The 22932-nt window shown below is 64.9% G+C and carries 23 protein-coding genes and 1 pseudogene; 18 read left to right on the forward strand and 6 right to left on the reverse strand.

Features of this window, described 5'->3' with window-relative positions; translation table 11 throughout:
- Positions 1 to 372 precede the first annotated feature (372 nt).
- Positions 373 to 795: pseudogene (locus C6I20_RS02930) on the reverse strand (transposase); the annotation flags it as partial.
- 50 nt (positions 796 to 845) lie between these two features.
- On the opposite strand from C6I20_RS02930, the gene C6I20_RS17830 reads away from it, so the two are divergent.
- Positions 846 to 1088, forward strand: a complete 243-nt coding sequence (locus tag C6I20_RS17830) for a cation transporter dimerization domain-containing protein (RefSeq protein ID WP_371682678.1) — start codon at positions 846 to 848, stop codon at positions 1086 to 1088.
- Positions 1089 to 1409: 321 nt separating this feature from the next.
- Here the strand turns inward: C6I20_RS17830 and C6I20_RS17305 are convergent, their stop codons facing one another.
- The 4 genes from C6I20_RS17305 to hisD form a co-directional block, all read right to left on the reverse strand.
- A complete protein-coding gene (locus C6I20_RS17305) occupies positions 1410 to 1889 on the reverse strand; it encodes an integrase core domain-containing protein (RefSeq protein ID WP_216822975.1) in 480 nt (159 codons plus the stop codon).
- Complete coding sequence (locus tag C6I20_RS17310; protein WP_216822976.1) at positions 1886 to 2578, reverse strand: helix-turn-helix domain-containing protein; 693 nt, start codon at positions 2576 to 2578, stop codon at positions 1886 to 1888. Before C6I20_RS17310 ends, C6I20_RS17305 begins: the two co-directional genes overlap by 4 nt.
- A gap of 819 nt (positions 2579 to 3397) precedes the next feature.
- Positions 3398 to 4186 carry an SDR family NAD(P)-dependent oxidoreductase gene (locus C6I20_RS02945; protein WP_216822977.1) on the reverse strand — a complete coding sequence of 263 codons (789 nt, stop codon included), beginning with the start codon at positions 4184 to 4186 and terminating at the stop codon, positions 3398 to 3400.
- Positions 4183 to 5496 carry a histidinol dehydrogenase gene (gene hisD, locus C6I20_RS02950; protein ID WP_118394592.1) on the reverse strand — a complete coding sequence of 438 codons (1314 nt, stop codon included), beginning with the start codon at positions 5494 to 5496 and terminating at the stop codon, positions 4183 to 4185. Before hisD ends, C6I20_RS02945 begins: the two co-directional genes overlap by 4 nt.
- A gap of 75 nt (positions 5497 to 5571) precedes the next feature.
- Here hisD and C6I20_RS02955 point away from each other — a divergent pair, with 75 nt between their 5' ends.
- The 4 genes from C6I20_RS02955 to C6I20_RS02970 all read left to right on the forward strand — a co-directional run bounded on the left by C6I20_RS02955 (position 5572) and on the right by C6I20_RS02970 (position 9684).
- Positions 5572 to 6582 (forward strand): LacI family DNA-binding transcriptional regulator, encoded by a 1011-nt coding sequence (locus C6I20_RS02955; RefSeq protein WP_118394593.1) that lies wholly within the window; start codon positions 5572 to 5574, stop codon positions 6580 to 6582.
- Between the two features lie 82 nt (positions 6583 to 6664).
- The gene (locus C6I20_RS02960) at positions 6665 to 7558 is read left to right on the forward strand and encodes a MoxR family ATPase (protein ID WP_118394594.1); all 894 of its coding nucleotides are present in this window, start codon (positions 6665 to 6667) and stop codon (positions 7556 to 7558) included.
- Between the two features lie 41 nt (positions 7559 to 7599).
- A complete protein-coding gene (locus tag C6I20_RS02965) occupies positions 7600 to 8541 on the forward strand; it encodes a VWA domain-containing protein (protein WP_118394595.1) in 942 nt (313 codons plus the stop codon).
- A gap of 135 nt (positions 8542 to 8676) precedes the next feature.
- Entirely contained in the window at positions 8677 to 9684 is a 1008-nt protein-coding gene (locus C6I20_RS02970) for a LacI family DNA-binding transcriptional regulator (protein WP_118394596.1), read from the forward strand.
- A gap of 41 nt (positions 9685 to 9725) precedes the next feature.
- On the opposite strand, the gene C6I20_RS02975 is transcribed toward C6I20_RS02970, so the two are convergent.
- On the reverse strand, positions 9726 to 10580 hold the full coding sequence (locus tag C6I20_RS02975) for an HpcH/HpaI aldolase/citrate lyase family protein (RefSeq protein ID WP_162891084.1): 855 nt from the start codon (positions 10578 to 10580) through the stop codon (positions 9726 to 9728).
- A 47-nt stretch (positions 10581 to 10627) separates the two neighbouring features.
- Between C6I20_RS02975 and C6I20_RS02980 the strand changes: the two genes are divergently transcribed.
- The 13 genes from C6I20_RS02980 (at position 10628) to C6I20_RS03040 (ending at position 22920) form a co-directional block, all read left to right on the forward strand.
- Positions 10628 to 11071, forward strand: coding sequence for a cupin domain-containing protein (locus tag C6I20_RS02980; RefSeq protein WP_118394598.1), 444 nt, complete (start codon positions 10628 to 10630; stop codon positions 11069 to 11071).
- Between the two features lie 332 nt (positions 11072 to 11403).
- Positions 11404 to 11997: an SMP-30/gluconolactonase/LRE family protein gene (locus tag C6I20_RS02985; protein WP_162891085.1), complete on the forward strand. Its 594-nt coding sequence runs from the start codon at positions 11404 to 11406 to the stop codon at positions 11995 to 11997.
- A 196-nt stretch (positions 11998 to 12193) separates the two neighbouring features.
- Positions 12194 to 13024 carry a mycofactocin-coupled SDR family oxidoreductase gene (locus tag C6I20_RS02990; protein WP_118394600.1) on the forward strand — a complete coding sequence of 277 codons (831 nt, stop codon included), beginning with the start codon at positions 12194 to 12196 and terminating at the stop codon, positions 13022 to 13024.
- A 145-nt stretch (positions 13025 to 13169) separates the two neighbouring features.
- A complete protein-coding gene (locus tag C6I20_RS02995) occupies positions 13170 to 14315 on the forward strand; it encodes a sugar ABC transporter substrate-binding protein (protein ID WP_118394601.1) in 1146 nt (381 codons plus the stop codon).
- Between the two features lie 29 nt (positions 14316 to 14344).
- The gene (locus C6I20_RS03000) at positions 14345 to 15865 is read left to right on the forward strand and encodes a sugar ABC transporter ATP-binding protein (RefSeq protein WP_118394602.1); all 1521 of its coding nucleotides are present in this window, start codon (positions 14345 to 14347) and stop codon (positions 15863 to 15865) included.
- Entirely contained in the window at positions 15862 to 16890 is a 1029-nt protein-coding gene (locus C6I20_RS03005; protein ID WP_118394603.1) for an ABC transporter permease, read from the forward strand. The genes C6I20_RS03000 and C6I20_RS03005 overlap by 4 nt, the downstream gene beginning before the upstream one ends.
- Positions 16887 to 17888: an ABC transporter permease gene (locus C6I20_RS03010; protein WP_118394604.1), complete on the forward strand. Its 1002-nt coding sequence runs from the start codon at positions 16887 to 16889 to the stop codon at positions 17886 to 17888. Before C6I20_RS03005 ends, C6I20_RS03010 begins: the two co-directional genes overlap by 4 nt.
- Before the next feature lie 97 nt (positions 17889 to 17985).
- Positions 17986 to 18510, forward strand: a complete 525-nt coding sequence (locus C6I20_RS03015) for a cupin domain-containing protein (RefSeq protein WP_162891086.1) — start codon at positions 17986 to 17988, stop codon at positions 18508 to 18510.
- A 13-nt stretch (positions 18511 to 18523) separates the two neighbouring features.
- Positions 18524 to 19573, forward strand: a complete 1050-nt coding sequence (locus C6I20_RS03020) for an Ldh family oxidoreductase (RefSeq protein WP_162891087.1) — start codon at positions 18524 to 18526, stop codon at positions 19571 to 19573.
- 37 nt (positions 19574 to 19610) lie between these two features.
- Positions 19611 to 19901, forward strand: coding sequence for a GYD domain-containing protein (locus C6I20_RS03025; protein ID WP_118394607.1), 291 nt, complete (start codon positions 19611 to 19613; stop codon positions 19899 to 19901).
- A 20-nt stretch (positions 19902 to 19921) separates the two neighbouring features.
- Positions 19922 to 20680, forward strand: coding sequence for an alpha/beta fold hydrolase (locus C6I20_RS03030; RefSeq protein WP_118394608.1), 759 nt, complete (start codon positions 19922 to 19924; stop codon positions 20678 to 20680).
- Between the two features lie 9 nt (positions 20681 to 20689).
- On the forward strand, positions 20690 to 22069 hold the full coding sequence (locus C6I20_RS03035; RefSeq protein ID WP_118394609.1) for a four-carbon acid sugar kinase family protein: 1380 nt from the start codon (positions 20690 to 20692) through the stop codon (positions 22067 to 22069).
- On the forward strand, positions 22066 to 22920 hold the full coding sequence (locus C6I20_RS03040; RefSeq protein WP_118394610.1) for a class II fructose-bisphosphate aldolase: 855 nt from the start codon (positions 22066 to 22068) through the stop codon (positions 22918 to 22920). The genes C6I20_RS03035 and C6I20_RS03040 overlap by 4 nt, the downstream gene beginning before the upstream one ends.
- Positions 22921 to 22932: the final 12 nt, after the last annotated feature.

Here is a 22932-nt window from a genome sequence, read left to right on the forward strand (position 1 = left end):
GAAGTCCCGGAACCACTGGAATCGCACGAAGTGAAGCAAATGTCGGTCATCGAAAATGTTGGAACCAAGGTCGCTGCGGCGGCCGATTCAAACGCCCCGCCGTGATCAGGCGCACGGTCGCTAGTTTTCCAGTTCGCCGGATCGGCAATGACTATTTCGATGAATCGGCGCCGGGGATGGTCCCAGGTCGCTTCGGTGCCTAGCCTCGAAATTTCATAGGTCCCGTATAGATCGTGTTGCGGGGCCTTGGTCGGCTCGTCTGCTGGGTGATTGTGTCAGGTGGGTAGGACAGTTGACCGAGTGTCGTCTCGGTTGCGCCGGGTCCGGTCGGCTGGGGTTCCTGGGTCGGTGAGTGGGCACGTGCGCCCGGGGTCAGCCGAACGCGGTCGAGTGGATGCGGGGTTGCTCGGCGAGCTTGCGTAGGCGGGTGATGGCGAGGTCAACGAGGTGGGCCCAGGGCGCCTTGTCGGCGACGCGGAGTCGGGTGGTGCGTGCGCTGGTGGCCAGGGTCGCGGGCACGGCGAAGAGCCGCATCCTCAGGCGTTTGGGTTCCCAGCGGCGGGCTTCGGTGTCGTGGAGTCCGAGCATCTGCATCCAGGCGACGATGTCGCCGGCCAGGGCGATGACCGCGCACCAGATCTGGATCTGGTCGAAGTCGTGTAGCGGCAACGCCCGCAGCCCGGTGTCCTTGGCGTTACGGATCCGGTCCTCACAACGGGCGCGGCGGCGGTGGCGCAGTTCGAGGTCGGCGAGCTGGACGCGGGTCGTGTTGGTGGCGAACGCGGTCACGCGGTGCCGCCGCAACCGAGGTCTTCCGACGGTTGCTCGACGGAGTCGATCCGGCTTTGGTCGATGAAGCAGAAATTGCCCTGAACGACACCCCGGGCGTCATCGGCGACGACTCCCTGCAGCTCCGGTGGATCGGACACCAACTCCACGCCGAGCCCAGCGTCCAGGTTGACGGGACGCTTGACCTTCAAGCCGCGCACGCGATCGCTCATGAAGCGCAAGACCGCCTTTGTCATCACGTTCCCAAACTGACTGAAGTGACAGTTCACGTAGGACCTCCGGCCGCTCAGGACGGGTGATGACCTCCATGTGTGCACGGTCAGATGCGTCAATCCGCGAGGGACCGTTATGGGCTCGCTCGACCGGATTCAAACCGTGTCCATCAACTGTCCAGATTGGGTCCGTGCGACTCCGCTCCAAACGGGTATCCTGAGGTTGGAAGCGAGGGCGATTCCCTCACCACGCCGAGCGAATCGGTAGCTTTCGGCCCGAGTCCGTAGTAGCCGCGATGCCCCTGATGGCGTCCAGAGGTCACAGGTTCAAATCCTGTCCCCGCTACGAATGTGATCTCGCAAGAGATAAGAGACACCCGAACCTGCGGAAGCAGGTTCGGGTGTTCTTCATTTGCGCGGTTGGTAGTCGCGTTCTGGGTCTATTTCTAGGTCTCTGAGTAGCTCCCCAGTGACGGCGTTCACGACCCTGACGTTGAGGTCTTGGATGAGCAGGATGACGTGGGTTCGGGCGTGGGTGCGGCCGATGCCGATGTGGTGCAGGCGGCCGTTGACGCGGAGCGTCACGGCCCCTGTTTTGTCGATGCGGTCGTGGCGGATCCGGTCGTGGGTGTCGGTGTCGCGGGAGTTGCCTGGCAAGGCTTTGGGCATCGAGTCATAGAGCGTTGCCGGTGTTGCTCGGTGTGGCAACGACCGGTGGGGGCGGCGGTGGTTGTATTCGTCGACGAACTCATCGAGTAGTGCCTGCAGCTCGACAATCGTCGCGGGTTGGACCGACTGAGCGCGGAGCCACTTCTTGAAGGTCTGTTGGAATCTCTCGACTTTGCCCTGAGTCGTGGGGTGGTTCGGTCGGCCGTTCTTCTGGATCACGTGCAGTCGGCGGAGTTCGTGCTCGAAGCTGTTGCGTCCGCCTTGGCGGCCGATGCCGGCGAGGCGGACGGTGAATACCATGCCGTTGTCGGCGAGGGTTGAGGCGGGGATTCCAACGGTTTTGATCGCGGCACGGAACTCGGCGAGGACGATGGGTGTGGTGACCGGTGGTGGGCGGTGACGCGGATCGCCATGCGGGTGCAGTCGTCGAGCCAGGTCAGGATCTCGGTGTCATGTCCGGTGCTGAGGCGGTAGTGGGTGAAGTCTGATTGCCAGGTCTCGTTGGGCATCTGCGCTTCGAAGCGGATGTAGGACGACTTCGGTCGCTTCCGTGGTTCGGGGACGACGAGGCCGGCTTTGGCCAGGTGTCGGCTGATCGTGGCGGCCGAGACAGTGACGTCGTGGTGCTGCTGGAGGTGCCAGGCGATGGTGTCGGGTCCGGCGTCCAGACCAACCTCGGACAGCTCCTTGCGCAGACGGACGATCAGGTCTGTGGTGTGGTCGCTGATCGCTGTGGGTGATGTCGTGGGCCGCCGCGATCGGGGTTCGAGTGCGGCGTCGCCCTCGGTCTCGTAGCGGGCTTTGAGTTTGTAGACCCAGGACCGGTGGACGCCGTAGCGGGTGGCGACCTCCGAAGGGGTTTGGTGCTCGACGAACAGGGCGGTGATGACCAGGCGAGCCTTCGACATGCTCGAGCATCACCAGCAGCTGAGGTGTCTCCTATGTCTTGAGAGATGTGTCGCCTATGTCCTGAACCAGCACACTGTCCCCGCTACCAAATAAAAGCCCCTGACCAGCAGAAATGCCGGTCAGGGGCTTTTGTCATGCCATCGAAGACCATCCGACGGACTGATGGACTGGGCAAGGTCGGATATGCCGTGGCGATCGATTCAAATTGTGGTGACCAACAGTCGGTTGATCCGACGGTCGTGGCTGTGCCATCTGCTCGCCTTTGGGGCCCTCCGACCACCCGTGCCAGGGGTTTCATAGAGCCGTTCTGGGCATGGTCCCGTTTGCGCGCAGTAGAATTCGGCGCCTTGTACTCGCCTGGCATATCGCTCACCGAAACTCTTCGAACAACGCAATGCGCTGACCGATCCGCACTGTCCGACAACCAGCGGCCGTCGCGATGGGAGGATGCCGTCCAGCCCCGCGTGTGGAGGAAGAGAAGGTGACTCCCAAGCAGAAGTAGCGCGCTCTGGTCGCCGAGAAGGGCAGCAGGTGGCGGACCACTTCCCCTACGCCGACGGCCTCAGACCCCGCTGCGTCTTCGGGCGAGAGTAACGATGTTCGAAGAGGTTAGTCTCGAATCTGATGCCGTGTTGTTCCTTGGCGGTGACTGGCCAGGTATCTGCCCGATCAGCCAGCACTCCTGAGGGAGCGTGGTCTGGCTTCATGCCAACGCCGATTGGTGGGCTTCCTGCGCACCGCACCCCCGGGCCCGGCGGTTGATTGCGGGCACGTGTCCACAGCTCTCAGGGATACGGCGCGCAGGAAGCCCACCTCCGTCAGCGTGCGATCATTCCCGCTGACAGGTCGATGTCTGCGCCACAAAGGCCAGGCATGTGCAACATGGCAATGACGGCCTGGGCCACTTCGTCCTCTGTGACCATCCGGCGTAGTGCCGCGCGGGAGACGAACTCATCTCGAGCTTCCTGGACCGACGTGCCTGTTCGCTCGGCCTCGAGGGCGAAGTTCCTGTCCATGCGCGGTCCTTCAACTGGTCCCGGCGAGAGGGTGTTGACGTTCACGCCAAGTGGACCGACCTCGTGTGCCAGCGTCGAGGTGAGCCCCAGCACGGCCATCTTTGACGCGGTGTAGGGGGTGCGTCGAGCGAGGGGGCGCTTGCCGCTGACCGATGCCATGTTGATGATGTCCCCTCGCCCGATCTCGATCATCTGGGGCAGGAAGTGCTTGCACATCAGGTACACGCCGCGGACGTTGACCGCGAACACGGCGTCCCAGTCGTCGACATCAACGTCGGTCAGCGCCGCCACAGGGCCAGCGACTCCCGCGTTGTTCACCAGAATCGAGACCTCCTCGTCCGAGACCGCGGCCCGCAGCGCCTCGACCGCGGTCGCGGAGGATGTGTCACAGACCTGCACGCGGGCGGCTGCTCCAATCTCCTCCGCAACCGCGTCGAGCTTTGCCCGGTCCCGTCCGGTGAGGATGACCCGCGCTCCGGCCTCGGCCAACGTGATGGCGATCTGGCGACCGAGCCCGTTTCCGGCGCCCGTCACTAGGGCGGTCCGACCGGCGACCGCGCCATCCGTGCCGCCGGTCGACACGACGGTCACTTCCCGAGGCTGGTGGGGGCCCAGGGGAGCTTGGCGCCACCGAACTTGTGGGCCCGGATGTCGCCGGACCGGGCGTGACCCTCGAAGGACTCGATGCGTGCGGCCCGCCCGCACAGCTCGCCCAGGGAGGCGCTCGCTGCGGGATCGGTCACCTCCTGGTAGGTCACGGTCTTGAGGTACTTGCCGACCCAGAGTCCGCCGGTGTAGCGAGCCGAACCGCGCGTGGGGAGCGTGTGGTTGGTTCCGATCACCTTGTCGCCGTACGAGACGCACGTACCCTCGCCGAGGAACAGTGCGCCATAGTCGCGCATCTTCTCGAGGGCCTCGCGAGGGTTCTGCGTGAGGACCTGCACGTGCTCGGAAGCAAACTCATCGGCAACCGCGTAGGCCTCGTCGAGGGAGCCGACGACGATGACCTCGCCATGATCGCGCCACGCGGGACCAGCGAAGTCGTTGGTCGGCATGCCGGGCAGAATTTCTTCGATGAGCTCCATCGCCCGACGAGCCAGCGACTCCGACGTCGTGATGAGCACCGCCGGAGAGTCAGGGCCGTGCTCGGCCTGGCTGAGCAGGTCGACTGCGACGGTGAACGGGTCAGCGTGATCGTCGGCGATGACGAGGACCTCGGTGGGTCCAGCGAACAGGTCGATGCCGACCTCGCCGAACAGCTGACGTTTGGCCTCCGCGACGTACGCGTTGCCGGGACCGGCGAGCATGTTGACCTTGCCGATCGTCTCGGTGCCGACCGCCATGGCTGCGACGGCCTGGGTGCCGCCGAGCAGGAAGATCTGGTCAGCGCCAGCGAGGTGCATCGCTGCGACAGTCGCGGCCGGAATCTCGCCACGGATCGGCGGCGTGCACGCGGTGACGCGTTCGACGCCGGCGACCTTCGCCGTCACGACGGTCATGTGAGCCGACGCGACGAGCGGGTAGCGACCGCCGGGCACGTATGCACCTGCGGCGGTGACGGGGATGTTCTTCTGACCCAACAGCACGCCGGGCTCTGTCTCGACCTCGAAATCGTGCAAGGAGTCTTTCTGGAGCTGGGCGAAGTTGCGCACGCGAGCCTGGACGGAGCGGATGTCCTCGATGGCCTGTTCGGGCACCGTGGCGACGATCTTCTCGATGTCCTCTGCACTCAGCAGAAAGTTGTCGGGTGACCACTTGTCGAACTTCTCGGAGTACTCCCGGACGGCCGCGTCGCCTCGCTCGCGAACGTCGGCGATCACAGTTGTCACGGTGTCCTTGACGCCATCAAGGCGGCTGTCGTCGGCGCCGACCGTAGCGGGGGACTTGAGGTGCTTGGGCATGTCATCTCCTAGTGGGGTGGTAAAGATCACCATTCGACGCATACGTATACTTGTCAACGTTGGGAGGGTTATTGGATGAAAAAGATCACGAGCTTCGACGTGGCGAAGCTGGCCGGGGTTTCGCAGCCGACGGTGTCACGGGCGTTGCGAAACCTGCCCGGGACATCGCCGGAAACGCGGCAGCGAGTCATCGAGGCGGCCTCGTCGCTCTCCTATGTGCGCAGCGAGTCCGGACGCACACTCTCGACGCGGCGGACGCAGCGGATTGCGGTCGTCTCGGAAGCCTTGACCAATCCGTACTACCCAGAACTGGTCGAGCCCATGCGGCAACGCCTGCACGAGAACGGCTACCGCACCGCGATAGTAGCCAGCGCAGGTGACGACGGGGTGGACCTGGAGGCCCTGACTGATGGCTCGTACGACGGAGCCATTCTCACCACGACGGGTCGCTGGTCTCGGCTTCCTCGCGACCTGACCGAGCACGGAGTGCCGCATGTGCTGGCCAATCGTGTGCTCGACCACGCCGAGGCGCACAGTTGTGCAGTCGACAACGAGTCGGGCGCCCAGATGGTGTGCGAGCTCTTGGCCGAGTTCGGCCACTCGGTCGTCGCGTCGATCCAGGGGCCGGCGGACACTTCCACAGCTCGGGAGCGGGACGACGCCGTGCGGCGGGCACTTCGCGAGACTGGGATCGCGGTCAAGCGGTCATTGACCCGCCGGGCGACGTTCACCCACGACGCCGGCATGGAGGCTGCGATGTCGTTGTTGGTGTCCGAGCCGCGTCCGACAGCAATCATCTGTGGCAACGACGTGATGGCCATGGGGGCATTGTCCGCGGCTCGGGTGTTGGGCATTCGGGTGCCGGAGGACGTGTCGATCGTCGGGTTCGACGACATCTCTATGAGCGCGTGGCCGCACGTGGGACTCACGACAGTGCGCTGCGATCTCGAGGCGCTTGCGGCGGGCGCAGTTGATCTCCTGCTGAGGGAGATTCGTGATCCGGGTCAAGCTCCGATCGTCACGCGGTATCCCGTGAGTCTCGTGCGGCGCCGGACGCACGGGCCTGCGAACAAGTCTGCGTCCTGACAATTGAACGGCGTGTTGGCAACCGCTTGCCGTCCGCGTAGGCTCGATGTCAGCCAACAGCCGATGTGGACCTAGGAGCACGATGTCGATAGTTCGTGAGGAAGCAACCCACTTCGCCGCCCCCGAGATCGTCGGACGTGAGCGAGAGAGTCGCCTCGTGCTGGCGGCGGTCAGGGCGGGGCGAGACATTTTGCTCGAGGGCCCGCCTGGCACCTCGAAGTCGACGCTGCTGCGATCGGTCAGCCAGAGCTGGGGCGTGGGATTCCACCTTGTTGAGGGCAATGCGGAACTCACCCCGGCGCGACTGGTTGGTCATCACGACCCAGCGCGAGTGCTGGCTGAAGGCTACTCGGCCGATGCGTTCGTGCCAGGCCCGCTCATTGAGGCGATGCGTGCCGGATCGTTCCTCTACATCGAGGAGCTCAATCGGGCGCCCGAGGACACCTTGAACATGCTGCTGGCAGCGATGGCGGACCGCGCCGTGGTGGTCCCACGGTTCGGCGTGGTCGAAGCGGCGCCCACATTCCGCCTGCTGGCTTCGATGAACCCGTTCGACAACATTGGCACCGGACGGATCTCAGACTCGGTCTACGACCGATGGTGCCGCTTGGTCGTGGACTACCAAAGTCCGGACGAGGAGGAGGCGATCGTCGCTGCTCGCGTGCCCGGCGTCGCGCTCGATCTGGCGGCGGACGCCGTGGCGATCACGCGTGCGACGCGGAACCACCCCGAGTTGCGTCGTGGCTCGTCGGTACGAGGCGCCATCGATCTGGCAGCCATCGCGAGGGAACTGGCGGAGGTGGATGAGTCGCAGGACCGGCCGATGGTCGTGCTCGACTCTGCAATGCTCGCGCTCTCTGCCCGCATCGCTGTCGATGAGACCTCCGAACGGACTGTCGAGCAGGTCATCACGCAGATCTGGGAGGACCATTTTTTTTCCGAGCCCGGCCTGAATCGCCGGGCTCGTCCAGCCTGAATCTTCCAGTTGTACCGGAGGTGGGGGACCGACCAGGTCGGGTGCCTGACCTGACGCCGTTGCGCCGCAAGCCCAAGGCCCTCGCAGCCAGCCCCGACTTGTTCGTCCCCGGCGCCAAGCCGACCGGGCGACTTGAGGAAGTCGAGGATACGACGGGTGATCTTGATGGGCTTCTGGGTGCGCCGACCTCGGCGATGAGCCGGCGAGTGTCCTCTGAGCGGGACCTGGCCGAACTGCTCGAGAACGAATACGTGGACCCCGACGCTGCCGCCCTGGCCAAGCAACTTGCGCGACGGATGTCCGCCACGTGGCGCAGGCGGCGGGCCGATTGTGAAAGCACGACGGGTCGACTTCGCTCGGTTCCATACCGACACGGCTCGAGCGAGATCGACGTGGACCGGACGCTCGACGTGCTGGTGGAACGCCGACCGCTCCAAGAGCGCGACATCATTGTCAGGGAGCGGTTGGGGTCCAGGCGTGCGACTGCGCTCATCGTGGACGTGTCAGGGTCCATGCGCGGAGAAAAGATGCTCATGACGGCCGCCGCGGTCGGCGCCATGAGCGCTGAGTTCGACAGGCGATCCGAGGAGTTTGCCGTGATCGCGTTCTGGTCCGAGGCCGCGGTGCTGAAGTCGTTCGCGGGCTCGGTGGGCGATGGTGTGGTGCTCGACCGTTTGCTCAGGATTCCAGCCCGCGGGCTGACCAACATCGAGTTCGCCTTCAGGGTCGCCAACGACCAGTTGTCGCAGTCCTCAGCGCCTCGTCGTGACGCGATCGTACTGACCGATGCGATGCACAATGCGGGCGGTGACCCGCGTCTGGTCGCGCGAAGCTTGCCACGGCTGCACGTGTTGCTCGAGACCGATGGCGAACACGACGAGGGGCTGGCCCGAGAGATGGCAAACCTCGGACGCGGCGGACTCGCGCGCGTGGCCAGCCATCGTGATGTCGGACCGGCATTGTCGCGACTGCTCGGCGACTGAAAGCGTCAAGGTGTCGTAGGTCGACTGTTCCGACGCGGGGTCAGGTGACGGCTTGTCACATGAGCCCGATGTGGTAACTTCCGGATTCAGGAGAGCGGTTGCATCGCGAGTCCATTCCCTCCAGAGGAGATCAGCATGGTGCGTCACCAGACCACCATTTACGATGTCGCACGCAGCGCGGGAGTTGCGACATCAACAGTGTCTCGAGCGTTCACCCAACCTTCACGCATCAACGAGAAGACCGTCGCGAAGGTGCTGGCGGCAGCAGAAGCTCTGGGTTACTCGCCTAATCGCACGGCCCGTGGACTGAGCACAGGGCGGACCAACAACCTCGCCATGGTGGTGCCGAATATCGGGAACCCCTTCTTTGCGCAGTTCATGCGTTCGTTCCACTCAAGGGCTCAGGATCGTGGTCACTCGGTCTACCTGATCGATACCGATGAGAATCCCGACGAGGAGAAGTTATGGATCAAGCGGGTCGCTTCACAGGTTGACGGCATTGCGCTGGTCTCTCCTCGAATGTCGGTCGATGACCTGATCGAGGCGACCGACCAAGGCGACTTCGTGGTGGTCAATCGAGAGATTGCCGGTCGCGCATGCATTTGGACTGATTCGGCTCCGGCGCTCCGGGAGGCGTTCGCCGATCTGGTCGAGTTCGGGCACCGCCGGGTGGTCTACATGCGGGGGCCGGTCGGCGGATACAGCGACGCGATCCGGCGCCGAAGCTCTCGCACCGTCGCGCGAGAGGTCGGTGTCGAGATCAACATCACGGGCCCGCAGCGAGATGAGACCTCAGCCGCGATCGAAGCGCTCGACCTGCTGGAGGAGGTCGGTGCGACCGCGGTTGTGGCGCACAGCGATGCTGCCGCGATCACGCTGATCTCACAGTGCCGTAAACGCGGACTGGACGTGCCGACAGACCTCAGTGTCCTGGGCCATGACGACATCCAGTTCGCATCCGTGCTGCACCCGGCGCTGACCACCATCTCCGCGCAGACCGAGGAAATCGGGCGGCAGGCGGCCGATGCCCTCATCGACATCGTCGAACGGGATGCGCGCGGTGAGGCTGGTTCGCCACCTCTGCAGCTGAGCCTCAGCGCGTCGTACGTCAGGCGCGAATCGGTAGCCCCCGCCGCGCGGTGACTGCAGCCAGGTTCGCTCGGGCCGAGTCACCGCGCTGACTGCTACATCGCCGATGGCTGGCCGTCGTCGATCGATGCGGCGGTGCCGATGTAGGCGGTGAGCGATTTCGCCATCAGGTCGTGACCGGTGATCAACAGGATGTCCGCACCGCGCGCTCGCCACGAGGACATGGCGGCCGGGGGGGGGGCCAGCATGGCGAGCACCTTGGGCGAGCCCGCAACGGCTTCGCTCACCACTGCAACCGCAGCTTCCGCGGCGGCGCTGTCGAGATGTCCCGCGGGGTCGCGCATCGACATTGACAGGTCGTTCGACCCGATCCAGATGCCGCTGACGCCGTCGACCCCGAGGATGTCGTCGACCGCCTCCACACCGGGCATATCTTCGATCTGGCAGATCACGATGGTGTTCTGTCTGGCGTCGGCGAGCGCGGCCTCGAGCTGAGCGGTGCCCTGTCCGCCGGCGCGGGTGGTGAGTGCGAGCCCACGGTGGCCGAACGGTGGGTAGTGGGCCGTAGTCGTTGCGCGCTGGGCGTCAGCGACCGAGCTGACGTGCGGCACGACGACGCCGACAGCCCCGGCGTCCAGGGCTGCCTGGATGTACGGCGTCTCGTTCGCAGGCACTCGGACGAGGACTGGGATGCCCGCGGAGTCTGCCGCACGAACATGGTGCTCCAGTTCGGTGTCAGAACCTGCGCCATGCTCTGTGTCGATGATGACCAGGTCCGCATTGCAGTGCCCGGCCATCTCGACCACGGCTGGGCACGGCATCTTGAGTACCACGCCCACGAGCGGTCGGTCCTGGTTCAGGTTGAGTGAGATTCGCTGACTGGTCACAAGTTCTCCATGTGTTGAGGGTGGACCTTTGACATTATGGCAACCGGTTGCGAACATGTCCATATACATCGACAGGCACCCACTGGTGCATCTTGAGAGGGTGGACTCTGATGGTTCGACGGGTATTCACAGCGCAGGACGCGGACGGCAAATCGTGTGTGCACCAGGACGCGGAAGCCGGCAGCGTCCATCACCTGATCGAGGCGGGGCTGGTCTTTCACGAGCTTTGGCGCACCGCCGGACCATTGGCCTCCAACCACGGCAATGCGGACCCGGTGCCCGAGGCGCTAGAGGTAATGCCTGAGCGCGGTGGCACGGCCCTGCGCCTCGTCGAGATCGCGCCGACCGAGCCCGGCGCGGTCGTGGAGATGCACGAGACCCCGACCACCGACTACAACATCGTGGTGGAGGGGTCCGTCCACGCAGTCAGTGACACCGGCGAGGTGGAGCTGAGCGCAGGTGACGTGCTGGTGCAGCGTGGAGGCCGACACGGGTGGCGCAATGGGAGCGGCCGCACGTGCAAGTTTGTCTCGGTGATGGTCAACGACCGGTGACTGCCTCGCCGCCTGCGCCTGCCATGCGGACAAGCATTCCGCGAGTTCAGTGGCATTTCGAGACGATCGCCACAGATCTGGGGTTCGTAGAGGGACCCGTCATCGTGGGCGCCGGCGTCATCGTCGTGTCGTTGGACCGAGGCCATGTGTACGAGATCGGCGTGGACGGGCCCACCCTCCTGTCGTCGCCGGGCGGTGCCCCGAACGGGGCCGTAGTCGACCGGCACGGAACGGTATACGTCGCCCAGAACGGTGGGCACTGGCCTGGAGTCGTTCGCCGCTCCCAACCCGGTGGACTGCAGGCAATTCACCCAGATGGTCGTGTGACGTGGGTGTCGCTCGATCCGGTGTTTCCGACTGATTTGTGCATCGGCCCCGACGGGTGGGTCTATCTGACCGACTCGACGCGCAACCAGAAATACGACGACGGCCGGCTGTGGCGGTGCAACCCGAGCACGGGGTCGAGTGAACTGCTGCACTCCGTGCCGTGGTTCCCGAACGGCATCACGTTCGGTCCGGACGACCGCCTCTATGTGGCGTCCAGTGGCGACAAGCGCATCTATGTGTGCGATTGGGATTCTGGTCAGGTCGGGCCGCCTCGCGTCTTCTGCGAGCTCCCCGAAGGTCGGCCCGATGGGCTGGCCTTCGATGCTGACGGCACCCTGCTTGTCGCGGCCGTCGGGTCCGATGGTGGGCCTGGCTTCATCGCGCTGGTGACACCGCAAGGGGAGGTCGCGCAGATCGTGGAGATCGGCGCCAGCACCCACTACACCAACCTGGCGCTCGGCACGGACGAGCACCGACTGGTCCTCACCGACGCCACAACCGGCGCGGTGCTGGTGACGCGGGACCACGCCGTGCTTGGGCTGGAACTTCACCCATTTCGTGACCACGACTCGCTGGAGCCAGGCCACTCGATCGCCTGAGTCGACCCCGCGTCGCGAGATCCCGCTACGCCGTGGGCCGACTCGAAACCGGCGGGAGGGCTCTGTCGGCGGACGATTCACCGAATTTATGGCAACCGCTTGACAAGATGGCAAGCGGTTGCCATTCTGGTGTGACTCGGGTCACGACTCGACCACATGCAGATCAGATGGAACGACTGAGAAGGAGCTTTTGACTATGGGCAAGTTTGATGGACAAGTCGTCATGGTGACCGGCGGCGCACGCGGCCAGGGTCGTTCGCACGCGATTGAGTTCGCCCGTGAAGGCGCCGACGTCATCGTCACGGACATCGCTAGCCAGATCGACACAGTCCCCTACGAGCTGTCGTCGCAGGAAGATCTGCTGCAGACGCAGTCGATGGTCGAGGACCTAGATCGCCGCTGCCTGGCGATCACTGCCGACGCGCGCAGCACCGAAGCCACGGGCGCGGCAGTGGACGCGGCCATCGAGCAGTTCGGCAAGATCGACATCCTGTTGATCAACCACGGTGTTGTCTCGATGTCGGCCATGGTCGACATCAGCGACGACATGTGGGACGACATGCTCGGCGTCTGCCTAACCGGCGTGTTCAAGACCATGCGGGCTGTCGTGCCACACATGATCGAGCAGAACTACGGACGCATCGTGGCGACGTCATCGATCGCTGGCAAGGTCGGACTGGGCACCATCAGCCACTACGTGGCGGCCAAGGCCGGAGTGCTGGCACTCGTCAAGAGTGTGGCGGCCGAAGTGGCCGACAAGGGCATCACCGTCAATGCCATCTGTCCGACAGCGGTCGACACGGACATGATCCACAATCAGGCGAACTACACCCTGTTCGCGCCCCACATCGAGGTCCCCACCAAGGACGACGTCATCGCGGGCTTCGCCTCGTCCAATGCGATCCCGATCCCGTGGATCGAGCCAATCGATATCTCCAACGCGATGATGTTCCTCGCTTCCAAGGAGGCCCGGTACATCACCGGCGCCTCCCTCAATGTCAGCGCCGGCGGCTACTTCGTCGCCTGAGCGCTGACCACCCACCGTTTTCGGGGGCAGATTCGTCTGTGACGAAAGGGGCGCCCGCCCTATGCCATGAACCACTCGCAGCCGAACAGCCGAACGGGTCGGACCTTCCGACCGCGCGACCCACCAAAATGAAGGAAGTAGTCCTGTGAAGATTCCCACCTCTCGTCCTCGAGCACGTCGTCAGGCGTGGCTCGCTGTTGCGGCCGCCTCGCTCCTTGCAGTCGTTGCGGCCTGCGGCTCGTCGGCGTCCTCCGACTCAAGCGGCTCCGACTCGTCGGACGCGCCGAAGCCCGGCACCGACAAGACCGTCATCGCCTTCGTACGCACTTCGTCGGACACCTATCAGGCTGCTTGGCAGCGCGGCGTCAAGGAAGTCCTCTCCGAGCAGGGCTACGACGTGAAGTTCGTCGAGAACAATGCTGACCAGGCCGAGCAGAACTCGCAGGTGCAGCAGCAGGTCGGCACCAACAAGTCGCCTGCGGCATGGGTTTGGATGCCCAGCGATGCTGCGGCAGGCGCCGCTTCGCTCAAGGCCCTCCACGACACCGGGCTGCCGGTGTTCCAGGTCAACCAGCTCCCGACGAAGAACACCGAGCAGTTCATCACCGCCTACGCGGGCGTGAACGACGTCATCAACGGTGAGGCCTCCGGCGAGCTGGTCCTGAAAGCCAAGAAGCAGCTGGAAGCTACTGGTCAGATCGCCACTGGCGACGACGCCAAGGTCGCCGTGGTCAAGTTCTACCCCGGCTTCGCTGCCACGATCAACCGCCTCAAGGGCTTCGAGGACGTCACTAAGGGCAAGGGCATCGAGATCGTCGCCAGCGCCGACGATGCAGTCGACGCCACGACCGGCTACCAGGCCGCACTGTCGATCATCCCTGTCATCAAGTCCAAGGGAGTGAACATCGTCTACGCGCAGAACGACGCTTCGGCATCGGGTGTCATTCGTGCGCTGACTGAGTCCGGCTTCACGCCGGGCAAGGATGTCCTCGTCGTCGGCGGCAACTGCCGCGACGACGTCAGTGACCTCACCTCGGGGAGGCAGTTCGGCACGGGACTGCAGGCTGCCCAGCTTGAGGGCACCTTCTCGGCCCAGATGCTGGTCAACTACTTCGCCAACCCCGCGATCAAGGCCGGCGAGTATTCAGCTCCTGCCACCCCGGACGCACTGCCCGAGTGGCCGAAGGAGATCTCGAAGTTCAACTACCTGCCGAACCCGCCCATCACAGCTGACGAGGTCGAGGACGCCAAGCTCTGGGGCCAGTCGATGGTCGACCTCTGCTCGTACTGACAATCCACACCTGACGAAGGGATTCACTCATGTCGCCGGCTCCTAGCAACCCGAGCACCAACCTGATCCAGGTCACAGGACTCGCGAAGTCCTACGGTGCTGTCAAAGCGCTGAAGTCCGCGGACTTCAACCTGGCCCACGGGGAAGTGATGGCGCTCGTCGGAGAGAATGGCGCTGGCAAGAGTACCTTCGTCAAGATCATGTGCGGATTCGTCCGTCGCGACACCGGCTCGATCGAGATCGAGGGTGTGCCTGTCTCGTTGGGCAGTGCACGCAACGCCGAACGGGCCGGTGTCGCGGTGGTCCAGCAGGAGTTGAGCGTAGTGGGCTCGCTGTCGGTGGCCGAGAACGTGTTTCTCGGCCGGCCGGGTTCCAGCAAGGTGTTCACGTCCCGACGGCTGGCCGAGATGGCGGCTCCCTATCTGGAGATGGTGGGCCTTGGTCACGTCAACCCGCACGCCCCGGCGAGTTCCATTCCGGTTGCCGAGCGTCAGCTTGTCGAGATCGCGCGGGTTGTCTCCGGGGATGCCAAGGTCATCATGCTTGATGAGCCGACGGCGTCGTTGTCGGACGCCGACATCGCGCGGGTCAAGGTGGCAGTGCGGCGCCTGCGCTCGGAAGGACGATCGGTCGTCTACATCACGCACCGCCTCGACGAGGTCTTCGATCTCGCCGATCGAGTCACGGTTATCCGTGACGGGCGCAGCCTCCCCGCGATCAATGTGGCCGACACCAATCCGGATGCGCTGATCGAGTCGATGCTGGGCCGCGAACTGTCACGGATGTTCCCTGACCGAGCCACGCAGGTCGGCGATGTGGTGCTCCAGGCGGACGACCTTGTCACCGACGGCGTCACAGCTCCCGTCGCGCTGAAGCTGCGTCGCGGTGAGATCCACGGCATGGCCGGGCAGCTCGGCAGCGGGGCTTCGGAGATCCTGAAGGCACTCTCAGGAACCCAAGCGATGACGCGCGGGACGATACACATTGGCGGCCGGGCAGTGCGGACCCGATCGCCGCGGGAAGCGCTGCGCGCGGGAATCGCCTATTGCTCAGCCGATCGCAAGCACGACGGATTTTTTGCCGGGCAACCCATCTCCAAGAACTTCACGGCACCGGGACTCGCGGCGGTCAGTCCGGGCGGCATCATCCGAGGCGGAGCCGAACGGCAAATGGCCCAGCACTTGGCTGGCTTGGTCAACTTCAACCCCGCGCGTCTCAAGCACCGGATCGAAACCCTCAGCGGTGGAAACCAGCAGAAGGTCGTGCTCGGCAAGTGGCTCGGGGCAGAGCCGGACGTCCTGTTGATCGAAGAGCCAACCAGGGGAGTTGACGTAGGCGCCCGTGCTGAGATCTATCGTCACCTGCGCCATCTGACTGAGCAGGGGTTGAGCATCATCGTGGTCAGCTCCGACATCTACGAGGTGCATGGGTTCTGCGACACAGTCTCGACGTGGTACCGCGGTCGCCAGATCGACTCGTACGACGGCGACAGCGTGACCTACGAACAACTCATCATCGACATCACCAACCCCAAGGGAGCGGCGGCATGAAGCGCGTCGAGGAGAGACGAGCCTCAACGGCCGTCGCTGACGGATCAGCACAGATCAGCAGCATGGAGCCGCTGAACGTGTGGGACGAGTTCCGCTCGCGGTTCTTGGTGCCAACGATCGCCGCAATGTCCCTCGCCGTACTCCTGGTGATTGGCGGTGCCACCACGCCTTCGTTCCTGACCGGTGAGAACCTGCTGAACATCGTCCAGGTTGCGTCCCTCATCGGCATCATCGCGATCGGGACGACTTTCCTGACCCTCTCAGGCAACTTCTTCTCCTTGTCGCTGCAGCAGACCGGCGCGATGTGCAGCATCGTCTTCGCCGCCGGTGTCGGCACGGGCTGGCACTGGACTTTCGCCTTGATCGTGGCGCTAATCCTCGGCGGGCTTCTCGGCTTGATCCAAGGGGTGATCGTGGCCATCGGTGGCAATCCGATCATCGTCACCATTGCTGCAGGTGCCGCCATCTACGGTCTGGCATCCATCGTGACGGGCTCGAGAGCCCAGATCATCGATCGCGACCAAGTCGCCTGGCTCGCCACCGCGCAACCGCTCGGGATACCGCTGACGACGTGGGCCTTCGTGCTTCTCGCTGTGATCGCACAGATCGTCATCGTCAAGACCCGCTTCGGCCGATCGGTAATGCTTGCCGGAGCCAACCGCGACACCGCCCGCTCTGTGGGGCTGCCCATCGGCCGAATTTCGGCAGGAGCGTTCGTCATCTCCGGTGTGTGCGCGGGGTTGGCCGGCGCATTCGTCGCGGCCCAGTCCAATCGTGGGCTTGTCACCAACCTGGACGGCGCAAACCTCGAGGTGGTGGCCGCGGTGCTCGTGGGTGGCACCGCCATCCAGGGAGGGGAGGGCTCGACCCTGCGAACGGCGCTTGGCGCTGTATTCATCGCATTGCTGCAGAACCTGTTGATTCTTCAGGGCTGGAGCACTGGCCCGCGGCAACTGGCTGAAGGGCTGGCCGTGGTGGTCGGCGTCTCCATGTTCTGGATCGTGAAGGGTGGTCGCAAGTCATGAGGTCCCTCGCACGTACGTCACCCGAGCTCGTCCGCACGATCGCCATTGCCCTCGTGGCGTTCGCGATCTTCAGCCTGACCCAGCCTGACTTCCTCAGGGTGAACAACGTCTACACGATCATGCAAGGCATGGTCTTCCTCGGACTGGGGGCGCTTGCCTTCGGCCTGACGATCATTGCCGGCGAGATGGATCTTGCCGTGCCGAGCACGGCGACCGTGGCTGGAATCGTCACGATCCAGGTGTCGGGTAGCGGGCTGTTCGTCTCGATCGTGGTGGGGCTGCTGGTCGGTCTGGCGATCGGGATCGTCCAGGGCCTCCTGGTCTGGCAGGTCAGGCTCCACTCGGTGGTCATCACCATCGGTACGTCGACGGCCCTCCTGGGACTGGCGTTGATCCTCTCCGACACGTCGACCGTCGTGACACCAGATCTGAACCTCTCGAGTCAGATCCAGCAGCAATGGTTCATCTTCTCCCCGGGCAGCCTGCTCGCCATCTTCTTCTTCGTGCTCGTTGGCGTGACGCTCAAGGTCACCACCTGGGGAGTCGAGGTCCGGGCCTTCGGGGGTGGGCGGGCTGAGGCAATTGCGTCCGGTGTACCTGCGTGGCGCCCGCTGCTGATCGTCTTCGCCGCCAGTGGTCTGCTTTCCGGACTTCTCGGTGCACTGGCTTCCCTGTCGGTGGGTTCAGCCGACGCATCGAGCTTCAGCAACCTGCTGCTGTCAGCTGTGGCGGCGGCGCTGATCGGAGGCGTGGCGCTGAGCGGCGGACGAGGTTCCGCCCTCGGAATTGCCATCGGAGTCCTGACGCTGCGATTCGTCAACAGCGGTCTCAGTCTGGCGGGATCACCGTTCTACGTCATCAACATGGCGATCGGGCTGTTGCTTCTGGGCGTTGTCGCGCTGGAGCTTTTGTCGCACCGAGGCATCGGGCTTCGGACGATACTGCCGCGTTCGAGCACGGTGGACGAACCTGCTCCCATGCCGACCGGCCGCACCTGATACGTGGGCGAGAGCCGCGCGGGCTGGGTTCTGAGAGCACGGCAACCGGTTGCCATAGAATTACTACACCTACCGAGACCGAGATTTGAGGGGTTTGATGTCGAAGGCGATCCGCCGAGTTGTAGCTGCTGTGAAGGCAGACGGATTCTCCGAGCACGTGATGGACGGGCCAGCGCCGCAGGTGCTCGAGCAGCCGGGGCGGGGCCTGGTTTTCCACGAGATGTGGGCTACCGACGGTGTGCTCACGGACGACGGTGGTGAGGCCGACCCGGGCGCGCGGCCGGTCTCGCACCACCCGGTCCCGGGTGGCACCAGTGTGAGGGTCGTGGTGTTTGAGCCTGACTCGACCCGGTCCGGCGGAGATGTCGAAGCCGACATGGCCGCGATCCACGCCTCGGAGCGGACCGTCGATCACGAAGACCCGACGTTTCACCGCAACGACACGGTTGACTACAACGTCATCCTGTCCGGACAGATCTACGCGGTGACCGAGCGCGACGAGGTGCTGTTGGGTCCCGGCGACGTTCTCGTCCAACGCGGCACCGCCCATACCTGGAGCAACCGCTCGGACGAACCATGCATCTACGCCTCGGTGATGGTCACCGCGGAACCGAATGAGTGAACGGATGACCTCCATGCGCACAGTAGACATCGACCCGATCGAGACCGCACGGCTGGTGGGACAGCTGTTCGTGTCCCACGGAGCCAGCGAGCACAACGCTAGAGCCGTCGCTGACCATCTTGTCGAGAGCGATCGCCTGCACCTTCCCTCACATGGTCTGATGCGAGTCACGCAGTACCTCAAGGAGATCGCCAAGGGACAGTTGGTCCCCGATGCGGAGCCGACCGTGGTCGGGTCGCTGGACACGGTGCGCCACGTCGACGGGCACGAGGGATTCGGTCAGGTGGCCGGACTCTTCGCCGTCGACCAGTTGGCATCGCTCGCCGCAGAGCGCGGCACGGCCTTCGTCACGGTCCGCAACGTGCAGCACACCGGCCGGCTTGGTGCCTATACCGAGAACCTGGCCAAGCAGGGCTATGTGGTCCTTGCCTTCGCCTCGGGCGCTCCGCGATTCCACCGGATGGTCCCGTTCGGAGGAAAGGACGGTCGGATGTCGACCAACCCGATGGCTTGGGCGGCGCCGACTCCCGATGGATTCATCTCCGCGGACTTCTCGACCAGCGCCGCACCGGAGGGCAAGATCCGAGTGCTTCACGGCGCCGGTCAACCAGCTCCATCCGACGCAATCACCGACTCCGAGGGGCGGATGACCACCGATACGGCACTGTTCTACGGCGGACCGGACGGCGATCCCGCTCCCGGCTCCTTGCTCCCGCTCGGAGGATCCGTCTTCGGTCACAAGGGATACGCGCTGGCGCTGCTGAGCGAGTGCTTGTCGACGGTCCTGGCCGGCGACCGGTCGGATGTCGGCGAGGGGCGCGGCAACAACTTGGCGCTGATGGCGATCCGCGGGGATGCCGAGCTGGCGGAGCGAGTCGGCGACCTCAAGGCCTACATGAAGTCTTCCCGACCGGTCACAGCCGGACGGGACGTCTTGGTGCCCGGGGAGCCGGAACGCCGAGGCTACTCCGAGACCGGGCCGCTCACGCTCCCCGAGTTCGTCCTCGAGGGCCTGAACGAAGAGCTTGTCGCTGTCGGGTTGAAGCCCGCAGCAACTGTGTGAGCCAACCGGCTCACTGACCAACGAAAGGGAACTGAACATGGCTGTCTACTTCATCACCGAGACCAACACCCGCGAGGCAATGCTCACGGTGAAGGAGGCTCCCGCGAGGTCCGGCGGTGTGCCCGACCTGGCACGCAAGCATGGCCTCGAGATCCTGGAGTGGTTCTTCACCACCGGCGAGTTCGACTTCATCATGAAGGTCGAGTCGCCTGACGAGGAGTCGGTGGCCGTATTCGCCATGGCGCTTCGTCGGTCTGGCAACGTCACCGTCAGCGTCCTCAAGGCATACGAGCCGAGCGCCTGGGCCGAACTGGTCGGTCGACTCTGAGTGCGCCAGCCACGATAGGTATGACGACCGACAGCGGCGCGACCGTAGCTCGACCGACGGTCGTCCTGCTGGTTGGTCAGCTGTGTGACGAGAGTGTCTTCGCCGATCAGGCGGCGGCGCTGGGCAACATCGCTGACGTAGATGTCCAACGGGTCACCAGCGAGTCGGTGGAGCATGCGGTCAAGCACGTGCTCGATTCGCAGACTGGGCCGATGGCACTCGTGGGGTTCTCATTGGGCGGCATCGTCGCTCTGTCGTGCGCACTTCGCGCACCGGACCGGATCTCTCATCTGGGCCTGATCTGCGCGAACCCTCATGCGCCGCGGCCCGAACAGCTGACGTTGTGGAGGCGATGGCGCGATCTGGTGACCCGTGAGCGATTCGGCGCTGTCGTCGACGAGGTTGTCCAGGCCATGCTGCGGCCCGGTGTCGACGACCGGTTCCGGCTGCTCGCTCGGGCGATGGCCGAGGTCGCCGGACCGGAGGAGTTCTTGAATCAGCTGACGTTGCAGGAGACCCGCACGAGTCTGGTCGACGATCTTGGCACGATCACCGCGCCCACCCTGATCATGGGTGGTGCGAATGACCCCCTGTGTCCACCCGAATATCAACGGGTCATCGCGGCGGGGATCAAGGCTGCCGACCTGCACATCCAGCCCGGCGCCGGTCATTTGCTGCCGTGGGAGCGCGGCGCCGAGGTGACGGCGAACCTCGTCCGGCTGTTGGAGACGCCGTCGGCAGTCCCGCACTCTGCGATTAGGCGCGACACCGAGACATAGGAGAGACAGATGGACCACGAGTCACCGCTGGGCGTCGTCCGGCGGCTCCGCCGAGAGTCCGGCGTCCGGACTCTCATTCTCGACGACGACCCGACAGGCTCGCAGGCAGTGCACGACGTCGAGGTCGCCTTCGACCTCGATGAGGACGTGCTGCGCCGAGGCCTTGCGACGGCTCGCCGGCAGATATTTGCGCTCACGAACTCTCGATCGCTCGCGCGGGACGAAGCCGTGGCGGTCGTGAGTCGCGTGGTGCGTGCTGTGCTGACAGCGCCGGGCTGTGGGCCGCTGCAGGTGGTGACTCGTGGTGACTCGACGCTGAGGGGTCACGTCGTCGCCGAGGTCGCGGCAGTTGAGCAGGCGCGGCGCGACGTGTCCGGGCGGGGCCATGACGCCCAGTTGTTCGTCCCGGCATTTCCCGAAGCCGGTCGGGTGACCCGTGGGGGCGTGCATCAGGCGTTGGTCGACGGTGCCTGGTTGCCTGTTGGCCAGAGCGAGTTCGCCCGGGACGCGACCTTCGGCTTCGCCAGTTCCCGGCTGTCTGACTTCCTGGTGGAGGTCAGCGCGGGCGCGATCAGGCGAACCGATGTGTTGGAGCTGAGTCTAGATCGGATCCGAGACGGAGGTGCACGAGCCGTCGCGGACGTGTTACTGGCTGCCCACGGCCGGTGGGTCGTGCCTGATGTCGAGGCCGGACAGGACCTGGACATCGTCGCGGCAGGCGCCCTGGTCGCGGAGTCCGAGGGTGCGGTCCTGGGCTATCGGGTGGGTCCGTCCTTCGTTCGCTCCCTGCTCGGGATCGAGGAGCTGAAGGTGCTCGGTGACGAGGCCGCCGATTCGGTGGCCAAGCGTGGCAGCGGCCTAGTCGTGATTGGGTCACACACGAAAACGACCAATGCGCAGCTCAATACCCTCCGGGCCGAGCAGCCGATCTCGACGGTCGAGGTCGACGTTCCGGCACTCCTCGCGGAGCCCGTCGCCGTGGTGCGCGAGACAGTTGTGCGTCTGCGTCTCGCGCTCAAGCACGGCAACGTGGCGCTCGTCACCGGACGTGAGCTGGTGAAAGGGTCCGATGCGGAGGACAGCCTCCGCATCGCGCGATCGGTCAGTGATGCCCTGGCGCAGATCGTCCGACCGATCGCCGAGGACACGCCGTTGAGGTGGGTCGTTCTCAAGGGCGGCATCACCTCCCACGATGTGGCAGTCAGGGGATTGGGCGTGCGCCGGGCGCGGGTCGTCGGACAGGTCTTCCCCGGACAGGTCTCGATGTTCACGCCAACAGACACGACAGGAAGCTTCGATCGGCCCTTCGTGATTTTCCCAGGAAACGTCGGAGCCCCCGACGCTCTCTCGGTCACCGTCGAACTGCTGGATCGCGGCGGTCGGGCGTGATCGATCGCGGTCTGGACTCATTGCACAGGGCGGCTGCAGACGGCTCGGCCCTAGGTTCCTTCACGATTTACACCATGGAGTCCGCGGTGGCCGTGGCGCGAGCTGCGCACCGAAGGGACCGTGCGGTGATCCTCCAAGCCGCTTCTGGCTGCTTCGTCGACGTCGGACGCGCAGAGCTGGCCGGACTGATGGGAGTCGTCGCCGAGGCATCGGCGGGTCCGGTGGGGCTCCACCTCGATCACAGCACGGACCTCGACGAGATCTCGGCATGCCTGAGGCACGGCTTCACCTCGGTCATGTTCGACGGCTCACATCTACCCTTCGAGGAGAACGTGGCTGCGACGAGAGAGGCGGCGGGCCTGGCGAGGGCGACGTCTGCGTGGGTGGAGGGCGAGTTGGGCGCAGTCGGAGGCGACGAGGATGCCTCAGGGGGAGACGCCTCAGGAGTGCGACTCACCGACGTGGAACAGGCCGAGGAGTTCGTGCATCGCACGGGTGTCGATGCGCTCGCAGTCTCGGTCGGCAACGTCCACGGCGTGGCCGACCGTGTGGCCGCACTCGACCTGGATCGACTCGCGGCGATCGCTGCCGTCGTCGACGTACCGCTGGTGCTGCACGGGGCTTCGGGGTTGCCGGCCGACCAGGTGCGCCGCGCTGTGGCCATCGGAGTGGCGAAGGTCAACGTCAACACCGAGCTGCGCCGGGCACACCTGGCGGCTCTTCGTTCTCAGCACGACCGCGACGGTGATGACATCCGGCCCGTGCGTCGACGCGCGATTGACGAGATGGCTCAGGTGGCCGAAAGATTCGTGAGCCTGCTGAGTCCGCCGGGTCCGGCTAGTCGATCGTAGGCGCGGGGGTCG

The sequence above is a fragment of the Aeromicrobium sp. A1-2 genome (assembly GCF_003443875.1).
GTDB lineage: Bacteria > Actinomycetota > Actinomycetes > Propionibacteriales > Nocardioidaceae > Aeromicrobium.

Coding starts and splice junctions, on each gene's coding strand:
- C6I20_RS17310 (WP_216822976.1), bottom strand. CDS start 2,578: ATGTCGAAGGCTCGCCTGGTCATCACCGCCCTGTTCGTCGAGCACCAA.
- hisD (WP_118394592.1), bottom strand. CDS start 5,496: ATGCCCAAGCACCTCAAGTCCCCCGCTACGGTCGGCGCCGACGACAGC.
- C6I20_RS02955 (WP_118394593.1), top strand. CDS start 5,572: ATGAAAAAGATCACGAGCTTCGACGTGGCGAAGCTGGCCGGGGTTTCG.
- C6I20_RS02960 (WP_118394594.1), top strand. CDS start 6,665: ATGTCGATAGTTCGTGAGGAAGCAACCCACTTCGCCGCCCCCGAGATC.
- C6I20_RS02970 (WP_118394596.1), top strand. CDS start 8,677: ATGGTGCGTCACCAGACCACCATTTACGATGTCGCACGCAGCGCGGGA.
- C6I20_RS02975 (WP_162891084.1), bottom strand. CDS start 10,580: ATGGACATGTTCGCAACCGGTTGCCATAATGTCAAAGGTCCACCCTCA.
- C6I20_RS02980 (WP_118394598.1), top strand. CDS start 10,628: ATGGTTCGACGGGTATTCACAGCGCAGGACGCGGACGGCAAATCGTGT.
- C6I20_RS02990 (WP_118394600.1), top strand. CDS start 12,194: ATGGGCAAGTTTGATGGACAAGTCGTCATGGTGACCGGCGGCGCACGC.
- C6I20_RS03000 (WP_118394602.1), top strand. CDS start 14,345: ATGTCGCCGGCTCCTAGCAACCCGAGCACCAACCTGATCCAGGTCACA.
- C6I20_RS03005 (WP_118394603.1), top strand. CDS start 15,862: ATGAAGCGCGTCGAGGAGAGACGAGCCTCAACGGCCGTCGCTGACGGA.
- C6I20_RS03010 (WP_118394604.1), top strand. CDS start 16,887: ATGAGGTCCCTCGCACGTACGTCACCCGAGCTCGTCCGCACGATCGCC.
- C6I20_RS03015 (WP_162891086.1), top strand. CDS start 17,986: ATGTCGAAGGCGATCCGCCGAGTTGTAGCTGCTGTGAAGGCAGACGGA.
- C6I20_RS03020 (WP_162891087.1), top strand. CDS start 18,524: ATGCGCACAGTAGACATCGACCCGATCGAGACCGCACGGCTGGTGGGA.
- C6I20_RS03025 (WP_118394607.1), top strand. CDS start 19,611: ATGGCTGTCTACTTCATCACCGAGACCAACACCCGCGAGGCAATGCTC.
- C6I20_RS03030 (WP_118394608.1), top strand. CDS start 19,922: ATGACGACCGACAGCGGCGCGACCGTAGCTCGACCGACGGTCGTCCTG.
- C6I20_RS03035 (WP_118394609.1), top strand. CDS start 20,690: ATGGACCACGAGTCACCGCTGGGCGTCGTCCGGCGGCTCCGCCGAGAG.